This is a genomic window from Actinophytocola sp., assembly GCF_035942955.1.
Lineage (GTDB): Bacteria > Actinomycetota > Actinomycetes > Mycobacteriales > Pseudonocardiaceae > DASYTH01.
This window is the reverse complement of record NZ_DASZCQ010000045.1, coordinates 19,682-30,314: the sequence shown is the minus strand read 5'-3', so window position 1 is coordinate 30,314 and position 10,633 is coordinate 19,682. Positions and strand designations below refer to the sequence as shown.

Below are 10,633 nucleotides of genomic sequence, written 5' to 3'. Positions count from 1 at the left end.
GGCTCGTCCCGCGGCTCGGCCTGCCCCGCGACGCCGGACCGCACGCCGTGGCCGCCGCGGTGGCCGAGCGCACCGGGCGGTCGCCCGCGTCGGTGTCCGACGTGCTGTACGGTCCGCCCCCGACCGGCGACGCCGAGCTGGTCCGGCTCGCCGACGCCCTGGACGCCGTGGAAAGCGAGGTCACCCGTCGATGACGACCGACGCCCGGGAGGCCCTGCTCGCGCTGCGGGCCGAGGTCGGCAAGGCCGTCGTCGGCCAGGACGCCGCCGTGACCGGCCTGATCGTGGCGCTGCTGTGCCGCGGCCACGTGCTGATCGAGGGCGTCCCCGGGGTGGCCAAGACGCTCCTGGTCCGGGCGCTGGCCACCACGCTCGACCTGACCAGCGCGCGCATCCAGTTCACCCCTGACCTGATGCCGGGTGACGTCACCGGTTCCCTGGTCTACGACGCCCGCACCGCGGCGTTCGCCTTCCGCGAGGGCCCGGTCTTCACCAACCTGCTGCTCGCCGACGAGATCAACCGCACGCCCCCGAAGACGCAGTCGGCGCTGCTGGAGGCCATGGAGGAGCGGCAGGTCTCGGTGGACGGCCGGCCGCACCCGCTACCGGACCCGTTCGTGGTGATCGCGACCCAGAATCCCGTGGAGTACGAGGGAACCTACCCGCTGCCCGAGGCGCAGCTGGACCGCTTCCTGCTCAAGCTCACCATGCCGCTGCCCTCCCGCGACGAGGAGGTCGGCATCCTTTCCCGGCACGCCAACGGTTTTGACCCGCGCGATCTGGCCGGCGCCGGCTTGTCGCCGGTGGCCGGATCGTCCGATGTGGACGCCGCGCGGGCCGCGGTCGCCGCGGTCACGCTGCGCCCCGAGGTGATCGGCTACGTGGTGGACCTGTGCCGGGCCACCCGCTCCTCCCCCGCCGTCCGGCTCGGCGTCTCCCCGCGCGGGGCGACCGCGCTGATGTCCGCAGCGCGGGCGTGGGCCTGGCTGTCCGGCCGCGACTACGTCACCCCCGACGACGTGAAGACGTTGGCGCGCCCCGCATTGCGGCACCGCGTGGAGCTGCGCGCCGAGGCCGAGCTGGAGGGCGCCAGCCCGGACGGCGTCCTCGACGGCGTGCTCGCCACGGTGCCGGTGCCCCGCTGATGGCGCTCACCGGCCGGACCGGGCTCCTCGCCCTGGCGGGGGTGCTGGTGGTGGGGTTGCTGATCCCGTCGTGGACCGGGATCGTGCTCGTGGCCGTCGCCGTGCTCGCCGGGATCCTGGTCGACCTGTCGCTGGCCGGCGATGTTCGGGGCCTGACCCTTGACCGGTCCGGCGCCGGCTCTGTCCGGCTTGGTGAGTCGGCCGATGTCGTTCTGACGGTGGGCAACCCGGGCCGCCGCCCGGTGCGCGGCCTGCTCCGGGACGCCTGGCCGCCGAGCGCCGGGGCCACGGTGGACGGTATTGACCCGCCCGCCGTCCCGCGTCCCCGAGTCCAGCGCCTCCTGGTGCCCGCCGGCGGCACCGGCACGGTCGTCACCCGGCTCACCCCGACCCGGCGCGGGGACCGGGTGCCGGATCTGGTCACCGTGCGCGCGTTCGGCCCGCTCGGCCTGGCCGCCCGGCAATGCTCGCACCGGGCGCCGTGGACCGTCCGCGTCCTGCCCCCGTTCCACAGCCGCCGCCACCTCCCCGCCCGCCTTGCCCGGCTGCGCGAGCTCGACGGCCGCCAGGCGGTGCGCGTCCGCGGCCAGGGCACCGAGTTCGACTCGCTGCGGGAGTACGTCGGCGGCGACGACGTCCGCTCCATCGACTGGCGGGCCACCGCGCGTGCCGCCGACGTCATGGTGCGCACCTGGCGCCCCGAGCGCGACCGGCACATCCTGCTGGTGCTCGACACCGGCCGGACGTCCGCCGGCCGGGTCGGCGACGCTCCCCGCCTCGACGCCATGCTCGACGCGGCGCTGCTGCTCGCCGCCCTCGCCGCGCGCGCGGGCGACCGGGTCGACCTGATCGCCTACGACCGCCGGGTCCGCGCCGCCGTCTCCGGCTCCGCGGCGCCGGAGTTGTTGCCCGCCCTGGTCGACGCGATGGCCACCGTCGAGCCGGAGCTGGTCGAATCGGATGCCCGCGGCATGATCGCCGAAGTCCTCCGCCGCGCCCGCCGCCGCTCCCTCGTCGTCCTGCTCACCGGCCTCGACCCGGCCCCCCTCGAGGCCGGCCTCCTCCCCGTCCTCCCCCACCTGACCACCCGCCACCGCCTACTGCTCGCCGGCGTCACCGACCCGCGCGTCGTGGAGATGGCCTCCTCCCGCGGCGACGCCGAGGCCGTCTACGCCGCCGCGGCCGCCGAACGCACCCTCGCCGAACGCCGCCACGTCACCGCCGTCCTCACCCGCCACGGCGTCGACATCGTCGACGCTACGCCCGCCGAGCTCCCCCCGGCCCTTGCCGACCGGTATCTGGCACTGAAGGCCGCGGGCCGGCTGTAGGTGTCGTGAGACTGTCCACCTCGACGCGGTTGTCGTGGTAGACGGCGCCGCCGGCAAGGTCGGAGTCGCGTTCGTCCACTGTGGAGTTGGCGTTGGCGCCGCCGTTGAGTTTGGCCCAGTGGCCCTTGGTGGTGGCGGCGACGCCGGGGCGGACCCAGTCGGCGATCTCGAGCTCGGCGGTGAAGGAGCCGCGGGCGTTGAACACGCGGACGGGGGTGCCGGGGGTGAGGGAGCGGGCGGCGGCGTCGGTGGGGTGCAGCGCCAGGCGGGGGGTGCCGGTGCGGCGGCGGAGCTCGGGGTTGTTGGCGAAGATGGTGTTGAGGAAGTTGTGGGCGGCAACCGAGATGAGGGCCAGCGGGTAGCGGGCGGCGAGGGCGTCGTCGGAGATCTCCGCGGGTGGCGTGTAGCCGGCGAGCGGATCATGGCCGTCGGCGGCGGCGCGGGCGGAGTAGAACTCCAGCTTTCCCGACGGGGTGGGGAAGCCGGACGCGAAGGGCAGGAACGGGGCGGGGACCGAAAGTCGGGCGTGGCCCTCGGCGCGCAGCCGGTCCAGGGTGATGCCGGCCAGCCGCGGGTCCGATGTGGACAGCAGGGTGCGGGCAAGGGTCTCGTCGGAGTCGTACAGCAGTGGCTCGGTCAGGCCCATGGCGGCGGCCAGGCGGCGGAACGTCTCGGTGGTGGGCAGGCACTCCCCCGGCGGCGCCACCGCGGGCTCGTTCCACATCAGGTACATGTGGCCGTAGCCGACGTGCAGGTCGGCGTGCTCGGTCTGCATGGTCGACGGCAGCACGATGTCCGCGTAGTCGACGGTGTCGGTCGGGAACTGCTCGAGGACGACCGTGAACAGGTCCGAACGGGACAGACCGCGGCGCACGGCGTTCTGGTGGGGCGTGCTGGCCGCCGGGTTCGCGGCGATCACGAACAGCGCCTGCACGGGCGGGTCGTCGAACGTCAGCAGGGCCTCGGCGAGCCGGGTCATGGACAGCGTGCGCACCGGTCCGGGACGCAGATCGTCGCGCCACAGCGCCGAAACGTCGAGCGGGAAGTGGCTGCTCGTGGAGTACGACAGGCCACCGCCGGGGCGGGCCCAGTCGCCGGTGACGCCCGGGATGCAGGCCAGCGTGCGCAGCGCCATGCCGCCGCCCGCGTGCCGCTGCATGCCCATGGTGGCGCGGATCGCGGTCGGGCGGGTCGTCGCGATCCGGGTGCCGAGCGCCACGATCCGGTCCGCGGGGATCCCGGTGATCTCGGCAACCTTCTCCGGCGGATACTGCTCGATCCGGGCCCGGAACTCCGGCCACCCCAACGTATGCCGCTCGAGGAACGCGTGATCCTCCGCGCCGCGGCCGACGATCACGTTGAGCAGGCCGAGGGCCAGCGCGGCGTCGGTGCCCGGGATCGGCGCGAGGTGCTCGTCGGCCTGGCGCGCCGTGCGAGTCCGAAGTGGATCGATGGCCACCACGTGGGCGCCGGCCGCGCGCGCCGCCTGGACGAACTTCCACAGGTGGTGCCCGGTGGTCAGGGTGTTGGTGCCCCACAACAGGATCAGCCGGGACAGCGCCAGGTCCTCCGGGTCCATGCCGGCCGACGTTCCGACCGTGTACGTCAGCCCGGCGGCCCCGGCGATCGAGCAGATGGTCAGGTCGTGGTCGGACGCGCCGATCACGTTGAAGAACCGGCGGCCGGACAGGCCGCGTGCCCCCTGCAGGTAGCCCATCGTCCCGGTGCCCCAGTACGGCCACACCGCCTCGCCGCCGTACCGGTCGAGGATTCCGCGCAGTCGGGACGCGATCTCCGACAGCGCCTCGTCCCAGCCGATCCGGGCGAACCGTCCGGAGCCCTTCGGGCCGACGCGGCGCATCGGGTACAGCAGGCGGTCGGGCGCCGCGGCGTGCTCGAGGTAGCGGTTGACCTTGGTGCACAGCGAGCCGCGGGTGAACGGGTGATCATGGCTCCCGCGCAGGGAAACCGCCGCGCCGTCCCGCACGGTGACGGTCCAGCCGCAGGCGTCCGGACAGTCCAGCGGGCAGGCGCCCAGCACGGTCAACTCGTCGCTCATCCGGCCTCCCGCGCGGTGTCCCCGGCGTACGCTGCGTCGACATCCCCAGTGTGCCCGGCGGCGCTGGCATGTCGACCGAATATGAGCACGTAGCCGAGGAACGCCGCCTCGGCCAGCAGCCCGATGCCGATCCGGGCCCAGGTCGGCAGGCCGGACGGGGTCACGAACGCCTCGATCAGCCCCGAGACCAGCAGCACCAGGGCCAGGCCGAGCGCCACGCCGCCGACCGAACGGCCCAGCCGGGCCAGCGCGGACCCGCGCGACTCGCCGCCGGGATCGACGACCGTCCAGCCGAGCCGAAGGCCGCTGCCGGCCGCGACGAACAGGGCGGTCAGCTCGAGCAGGCCGTGCGGCGTGACCAGTCCGAAGAAGATGTCCAGCCGGCCGGCCGCGGCCATCAGGCCGGCCGCCACGCCGACGGTGACGGCGTTGTACAGCAGGATCACCACCACCGGGACGCCGAGCAGCGCGCCGAGCACCAGGCAGCCGGCCGCCAGCCAGGCGTTGTTCGTCCACACCCGCGCGGCGAACGAGGCCGCCGGCGCCGACGAGTAGTACGTCTCGAAATCGCCGCCCGGCGCGGTCAGGGACCGGATCTCCTCCGGCGCCGCGATCGTGGCCTGGACCTGCGGATCACCCGCCACCCAGGCCGCGATCAGGCCGCCGGTCACGAGGAAGATCACCCCGGCGGCCACCCACCACCGCCGGCCGCCGTAGATCGCCGCCGGCAGGTCCCTGGCGAGGAACCGCCCGACCCCGGCCCAGCTCTGCGCGTGCGAGCCGGTGACCGCCGCCCGCGCCCTGGCCACCAGCGGCGACAACCGGCCGAGCAGCGCGGGATCCGGCGCCGCCGCCCGGACGATCGACAGGTGCGTGGCCACCCGCTGGTACAGCAGCACCAGCTCGTCGGCCTCCGGCCCGCGCAACCGCCCCGCCCGCCGCACCAGCTCCGCCAACCGATCCCACTCGGCCCGGTGCGCCGCGACGAACAGGTCGATGTCCATTACGCGGCGTCGGATCGCTCGTGGTACCGGTCGACGTACTCCTGCTCGGACAGGTCGAGGATGGCCGACATGATCTCGTCGGTGATCGCGCGGCGGATGGCCGGGGAGGCCTCCATGCCGGCATAGCGGGAGAAGTCCAGCGGCGCGCCGAACCGCACGGTGACCCGGCGCGGCCTTGGCAGCCGGGTGCCGGCCGGTTGCGCGCGATCGGTGCCGATCAACGCCACCGGCACCACCGGCGCTCCGGACGTGAGCGCCATCGTGGCCACGCCGGTGCGACCACGGTGCAGTCGCCCATCACGGGACCGGGTGCCCTCCGGGTGGATCGCGAACACCCCGCCCGCGGCCAGCACCCGTTCGGCGATCTCGAGCGAGGCCAGCGCCGCCCGGCTGTGCTCGCGGCGCACCGGGATCGCGCCAAGCACCCGCAACGGCACCGCGACCGCCCGCCGCTCGAAGTACTCGGCCTTGGCGAGGAACGACACCTTGCGCGGCAGCAGCAACGCGACAAGGAAGCTGTCGATCACGGCGAGGTGGTTGATCGCCAGGATCACGGGACCGCGCCGGGGCACTCGCTCGGCGCCCACCACGTCCGGCCGGAACCAGACCCGAGCGACCAGCCACATCATCCGGCGCAGCACGCGGTATCCCACGAGCGCACTCTAGCCATGGGCGCGGGGATGGGCGGTGGCGTAGACCTCGCGGAGGGTGTTGACGGTGACCAGCGTGTAGATCTGGGTCGTGGTCACCGAGGCGTGGCCGAGCAGCTCCTGTACGACACGCACGTCCGCGCCGCCCTCGAGCAGGTGGGTGGCGAACGAGTGGCGCAGGGTGTGCGGGGACACCGAGGCGGTGATGCCGGCCCGCTCGGCCGCCACCTTGAGCACCTGCCAGGCGCTCTGCCGGGACAGCCGGCCGCCGCGCACGTTGAGGAACAGCGCCGGGGAGCCGCGACCGCGCGCGGCCAGCGCAGGGCGGACGCGGACCAGGTACGCGTCGAGCGCGGCCAGCGCCGGCCGGCCGATCGGCACCAGGCGTTGCTTGCCGCCCTTGCCGTCCAGCAGCACGGTGCGCTCGTGCGGGTCGACGTCGTCGCGGTCGAGGCCGACCGCCTCGGAGATCCGGGCGCCGGTCGAGTACAGCAGTTCGAGCAGGGCGCGGTCGCGGATCGGCCCGGCCCCCTCGCCGGACGCGGTGTCCAGCAGCCGCAGCACGTCGTCGATCGGCAGCGCCTTCGGCAGCCGCCGCGGCGGGGTGGGCGGCCGCACCTCCCGCGCCGGGTCCAGCTCGACCAGGCCCTCCCGCACGGCGAACCGGTGCAGGCCGCGGACCGCGACCAGCGCGCGGGCGGCCGACGACGCGGCCAGCGGCGGATGCTCGTCGGTGCCCTCGCGCAGCACCGCAAGGAACGCCGACACGTGCCGCTCGGTGACCTGCGCCAGTCCGTCCACACCGGACGCCGCCAGGTGGTCGGCGTAGCGGCGCAGATCGCGGGCATAGCCGTCCAGCGTGTTGCGCGAGGTGCCCCGCTCCACCGCGAGGTGGTCGAGGTAACCGGTGACGACGCCGCCCAGGTCGGTCATGTGACCCCGAGAACCGTCTCAAGTGGAGTGTGCGGCATGCCGTGCGCCTGGGCCACCTCGTCGAGCACCACTGCACCCGCGGCCACGTTGACGCCCTTGGCCAGCGCCGGATCGGAGCGAACCGCTTCGGTGAATCCCTTGTCCGCCAAGGCAACTGCGTATGGCAGGGTCACGTTGGTCAGCGCCCACGTCGAGGTGTTCGGCACCGCGCCCGGCATGTTGGCCACGCAGTAGAAGACCGAGTTGTGCACGGTGAACGTCGGGTCGGCGTGCGTGGTCGGGCGGGAGTCGGCGAAGCAGCCACCCTGGTCGATCGCGATGTCCACCAGCACAGAACCGGGCCGCATCTGCGCCACCAGCTCGTTGCTCACCAACGTCGGCGCCTTGGCCCCCGGCACCAGCACGGCCCCGATCACCAGATCCGCCCAGCGGCACGCCTTGTCGACCTCGTAGGCGTTGCTGGCCACGGTCTGCAGGTGCCCACGGTAGCTGAAGTCGATCTGCCGCAACCGGTTGATGTTGGTGTCCAGGACGATGACCTCGGCCTGAAACCCGAGCGCGATGCTGGCCGCGTTCATCCCGGCCACGCCCGCGCCGATCACCGCGACCTTGCCGGCCGGGACCCCGGACACCCCGCCGAGCAGCACGCCGCGCCCGCCCTGCGCCCGCTCAAGGCAGTGCGCCCCGACCTGCGGCGCCATCCGGCCGGCCACCTCGCTCATCGGCGCGAGCAGCGGCAGCGACCCGTCGGCGAGCTGCACGGTCTCGTAGGCGATCGCGGTGACGCCCGAGTCGACCAGCGCCCGGGTGCACTCCTCGCTGGCGGCCAGGTGCAGGTAGGTGAACAGGATCTGGCCGCGGCGCAGCCGCCCGTACTCCTCCGGGATCGGCTCCTTGACCTTGAGCACCAGGTCCGCCGACGCCCAGGTGTCGTCGGCCGTCGGCGCGATCTTGGCGCCGGCCGCCAGGTACTCCGCGTCCGGGAACGAGGAGCCGAGCCCGGCGCCGGTCTCGATGAGCACATCGTGACCGCGGTGCACCAGCTCGACGACCCCGGCCGGTGTGATCGCCACCCGGTACTCGTGGTTCTTGACCTCACGAGGAACTCCGACCAGCACCGCGTCCTCCTCGCAGACTCGTGGACGGGGCACCGTCGACCCGTCGCGCGCGAGCCTAGTCCCCTGGGAGCACACGGGCCTGACGCCGTAAGGTAAGTGTCGTGAGCGAGGTGCCGGATAGGGACGGTCTACGCGTCGGCACCCAGGAACGCGAGGACGCCATCAGCATCCTGGGTGATCACTTCGCCGCCGGCCGACTGCCGATGGACGAGTACGAAGCGCGGATCACCACCGCACTGGACGCCAAGACCCTCGGCGACCTGCGTCCCCTGTTCAAGGATCTGCCCGCCCCACACCCGGCGTCCCTGACTCGGCCGGCGCCCCCGTCGGCCCCGCCGGCCCCGCTGCCGGTGCCACTCCACCACGACCCCAACTCGCCGGTGGTCTGGTCGGACAAGTCCAAGATCGCCGCCGGCCTCCTGCAGATCATGCTCCCGTTCGGCATCGGCCGCTTCTACACCGGCCACAACCAGACCGCCGTCCTCCAACTGGTCCTGTTCCCCATCGGCGTCGGCGTCATCTGGTCGATCATCGACGGCATCCTCCTCCTGATCAACGGCGGCACCGACCCCCACGGCCGCCGGCTACGCGACATTTAGGACCCCGGAAAGCGATGTGGGCGCGGGAGTCCTTCTCCACGGCGACACAAACCGCGGCGACCCGCAGGTACGCATCGGCACGCAAGCCGTGTGGCATTCCTCGCCGAGGGCGAGCTACCTCATCGGTGGCGGTACGGGATCGCCGCTGAACCGACCATTGTGGAGGGCATGCGATGAAGGGGCCTACCTCACGCCAGGGATGACGATGGAGGCATTCATCGGATTGCCGGAGTCGCTTTCCCTTGTGCTCGACGCGGCGTTTAGGACAGGAAGCCGCGCAGGAGGGCGGCGGTGCCGTCGAGGTGTTCGGCCATGGCTCGGCGGGCGGCGCGGGGGTCGGCGGCCAGGATGCGGTCGACGATGCGGCGGTGTTGGGCGTGGGAGTGCTCGAGGTTGGTGGGCAGCAGGGGGATCGCGTCGAGCAGCTCGTTGACGCGGGTGCGGATGTCGGCGACGGCGGTGGTGAGCAGGGTGGACGCGGTGACCTCGGCGATGGCCAGGTGCAGGCGGGAGTCGCGGCGGCGGTAGTCGGCGGGGTCGAGGGTGGCGGCCTCGTCAAGGGCGACGCGGAGGTGCTCGCGGTCGGCCGGGGTCAGCGGGCGGGTGGCTGCGGTCTCGGCGGCGCCGGTTTCCAGGACCTGGCGGAGGGTCAGCACGTCGTCCAGCTCGGCGGCGAGCTCCTCGCGCGGGCGGCCGCTGGCGGTGGGCGGGAGGGTCTCGGTGACGAAGGTGCCGCCGTAGCGGCCGCGGCGGGACTCGACGTAGCCGGCGTCGGCCAGCGCCCGGATGGCCTGGCGGAGGGTTTCGCGGCTGACGGCAAGGCGCGCGGCCAGCTCGCGCTCGGCCGGGAGCCGCTCACCGGGGCCGGCAACGCCGAGCCGGATCGCTTGCAGGAGACGCTCGACGGTCTCCTCGAAGGCGTTGCCGGCGCGCACCGGGCGGAACAGCGCCGCTCCCGCACTGGCCAAAGTGGACATGACTACAGCGGCGTCACGTAGGCGCCCGAGATCCCGCCGTCCACCAGGAACGTCGACGCGGTGATGAACGACGCGTCGTCGCTGGCCAGGAACGCCACCGCGGCGGCGATCTCCTCGGGCTCGGCGAACCGGCCCATCGGCACGTGCACCAGCCGCCGCTGGGCCCGCTCGGGATCCTTGGCGAACAGCTCCCGCAGCAGCGGCGTGTTCACCGGTCCGGGGCACAGCGCGTTCACCCTGATGCCCTCGCGGGCGAACTGCACGCCCAGCTCCCGAGACATCGCCAGCACCCCGCCTTTGGAGGCGGTGTAGGAGATCTGTGACGTGGCCGCGCCCAGCACCGCCACGAACGAGGCGGTGTTGATGATCGAACCCCGGCCCTGCCGCCGCATGTGCGGGATGACGTGCTTGCAGCACAGGTACACCGAGGTCAGGTTGACCCGCTGCACCCGCTCCCAGGCCTCGATCCCCGTGGTGAGGATCGAGTCGTCCTCCGGCGGCGAGATCCCCGCGTTGTTGAAGGCGATGTCGACGCTGCCGTGCCTGCCGACCACCGACTCGAACATGGCCTCGACGCCCGCCTCGTCGGTCACGTCGCAGGTGATTGCGTCGCCGTCGATCTCCTTGGCCAGCAAGGTGATCCCATCGGTGTTGAGGTCGACGGCGACGACCTTCGCGCCCTCGGCGGCGAACCGCTTCGCGGTCGCCAGGCCGATCCCGCTGGCCGCGCCGGTCACCACCGCGATCCGGTCCTTCAGGCGCATCTACCCCTCCGTACTGTATCGTCGCGACTTTGCGCGCCGCCGCAATCGCGTCGGCAG

At 73.3% G+C, this 10,633-nt stretch carries 10 protein-coding genes and 1 pseudogene; 4 read left to right on the top strand and 7 right to left on the bottom strand.

The window, feature by feature from the left end:
- The 3 genes and pseudogenes from VGX25_RS04645 to VGX25_RS04635 form a co-directional block, all read left to right on the top strand.
- Nucleotides 1-194: pseudogene (locus tag VGX25_RS04645) on the top strand (DUF4350 domain-containing protein); the annotation flags it as partial.
- Entirely contained in the window at nt 191-1,144 is a 954-nt protein-coding gene (locus VGX25_RS04640; protein WP_326916330.1) for a MoxR family ATPase, read from the top strand. The pseudogene VGX25_RS04645 and the gene VGX25_RS04640, both read left to right, overlap by 4 nt.
- On the top strand, nt 1,144-2,472 hold the full coding sequence (locus VGX25_RS04635) for a DUF58 domain-containing protein (protein ID WP_326916329.1): 1,329 nt from the start codon (nt 1,144-1,146) through the stop codon (nt 2,470-2,472). The genes VGX25_RS04640 and VGX25_RS04635 overlap by 1 nt, the downstream gene beginning before the upstream one ends.
- Here the strand turns inward: VGX25_RS04635 and VGX25_RS04630 are convergent.
- From VGX25_RS04630 to ald, 5 genes are read right to left on the bottom strand one after another with little or no spacing between them, the layout of a single operon-like run.
- Nucleotides 2,402-4,531: a molybdopterin-dependent oxidoreductase gene (locus VGX25_RS04630; protein ID WP_326916328.1), complete on the bottom strand. Its 2,130-nt coding sequence runs from the start codon at nt 4,529-4,531 to the stop codon at nt 2,402-2,404. The two genes, VGX25_RS04635 and VGX25_RS04630, sit on opposite strands and share 71 nt — an antisense overlap.
- A complete protein-coding gene (locus VGX25_RS04625; RefSeq protein WP_326916327.1) occupies nt 4,528-5,535 on the bottom strand; it encodes a stage II sporulation protein M in 1,008 nt (335 codons plus the stop codon). Before VGX25_RS04625 ends, VGX25_RS04630 begins: the two co-directional genes overlap by 4 nt.
- A complete protein-coding gene (locus VGX25_RS04620) occupies nt 5,535-6,188 on the bottom strand; it encodes a lysophospholipid acyltransferase family protein (protein WP_326916326.1) in 654 nt (217 codons plus the stop codon). The genes VGX25_RS04625 and VGX25_RS04620 overlap by 1 nt, the downstream gene beginning before the upstream one ends.
- Nucleotides 6,189-6,197: 9 nt before the next feature.
- A complete protein-coding gene (gene xerD / locus VGX25_RS04615) occupies nt 6,198-7,118 on the bottom strand; it encodes a site-specific tyrosine recombinase XerD (protein ID WP_326916325.1) in 921 nt (306 codons plus the stop codon).
- Nucleotides 7,115-8,236, bottom strand: a complete 1,122-nt coding sequence (gene ald, locus VGX25_RS04610; RefSeq protein WP_326916324.1) for an alanine dehydrogenase — start codon at nt 8,234-8,236, stop codon at nt 7,115-7,117. The genes xerD and ald overlap by 4 nt, the downstream gene beginning before the upstream one ends.
- 101 nt (nt 8,237-8,337) lie before the next feature.
- Here ald and VGX25_RS04605 point away from each other — a divergent pair, with 101 nt between their 5' ends.
- Complete coding sequence (locus VGX25_RS04605) at nt 8,338-8,835, top strand: DUF1707 domain-containing protein (protein WP_326916323.1); 498 nt, start codon at nt 8,338-8,340, stop codon at nt 8,833-8,835.
- A gap of 260 nt (nt 8,836-9,095) precedes the next feature.
- Here the strand turns inward: VGX25_RS04605 and VGX25_RS04600 are convergent, their stop codons facing one another.
- A complete protein-coding gene (locus tag VGX25_RS04600) occupies nt 9,096-9,812 on the bottom strand; it encodes a FadR/GntR family transcriptional regulator (protein ID WP_326916322.1) in 717 nt (238 codons plus the stop codon).
- A gap of 2 nt (nt 9,813-9,814) precedes the next feature.
- Nucleotides 9,815-10,576, bottom strand: coding sequence for a 3-oxoacyl-ACP reductase (locus VGX25_RS04595; RefSeq protein ID WP_326916321.1), 762 nt, complete (start codon nt 10,574-10,576; stop codon nt 9,815-9,817).
- Nucleotides 10,577-10,633 lie beyond the last annotated feature (57 nt).